Genomic DNA, 609 nt, shown 5'->3' on the forward strand with positions numbered 1-609 from the left:
GCCTGGGTCCGCGCCATGGCGGCCTACAACAGCGAGATGAACCGCCGCACCTACGCGGCCGCGGACACGCTCCCCGACGACGAGCGGCGCGCCGATCGCGGCGCCTTCTTCGGCGGCATCCACGCCACGCTGAACCACCTCGTCTGGGGCGACCAGGTCTGGATGAGCCGCGCCTGGGTCCGCGCCATGGCGGCCTACAACAGCGAGATGAACCGCCGCACCTACGCGGCCGCGGACACGCTCCCCGACGACGAGCGGCGCGCCGATCGCGGCGCCTTCTTCGGCGGCATCCACGCCACGCTGAACCACCTCGTCTGGGGCGACCAGGTCTGGATGAGCCGCTTCGACGGCTGGGAGAGGCCCGCGGCCAGCATCCCCGGCAGCACCGCGCTCCACGCGGATTGGGACGAGCTGTCCGCCGTCCGGCGCGCGCTGGACGCCCGCATCGAGACCTGGGCAGCCGGGCTTACCCAGGAGGCGCTGGACCAGGAGCTGGTCTGGTTCAGCGCGAGCGCCGGCCGCGAGCGGCGCGATCCGCGCTGGTTGGCGATCACGCATTTCTTCAATCACCAGACGCATCACCGCGGCCAGGTTCACGCCCTGCTGACG

General features: G+C 72.1%; 1 protein-coding gene. It reads left to right on the plus strand.

Annotated features, from left to right (window positions below; all coding sequences use genetic code 11):
* Window positions 1-15: 15 nt before the first annotated feature.
* On the plus strand, window positions 16-609 hold a 594-nt coding region (locus AC1DWF_RS36220), incomplete at its 3' end, for a DinB family protein (RefSeq protein ID WP_476843277.1).

This window comes from Aminobacter sp. P4_D5 (assembly GCF_056401815.1).